General features: G+C 38.1%; 1 protein-coding gene. It reads right to left on the bottom strand.

What is annotated here, in order from left to right:
- Nucleotides 1-227, bottom strand: a 227-nt coding sequence (locus tag AAEY83_RS18250; RefSeq protein WP_351061520.1) for a hypothetical protein, incomplete at its 3' end; no start/stop codon positions are given.
- Nucleotides 228-239 lie beyond the last annotated feature (12 nt).

Raw genomic sequence — 239 nt, 5'->3', positions numbered from 1 at the left:
ACTGTGTTTACATTAAATAATGGGTCAACGGTTGGCGCTAATGGGTTATTAGCTTGTGCAATAAATGCAGGGGCTACAATAGAGCCTAATGAATGACCAATGTAAGTTACATCTTGCGCATTAATCGTTGCATCATTAATAAAGTTTAGACCTAAACGTAAACCCAATAAATCAGCCGCTGATTGACGTAAGCTATCACGCGCAACAAGTAATGAACTTAAGTTCATGTAACTAAGCAC

This window comes from Psychrobacter sp. TB20-MNA-CIBAN-0197, from assembly GCF_040309765.1.
Classification (GTDB): Bacteria; Pseudomonadota; Gammaproteobacteria; order Pseudomonadales; family Moraxellaceae; genus Psychrobacter; species Psychrobacter submarinus.
This window is presented reverse-complemented; position numbering and strand designations above follow the sequence as displayed.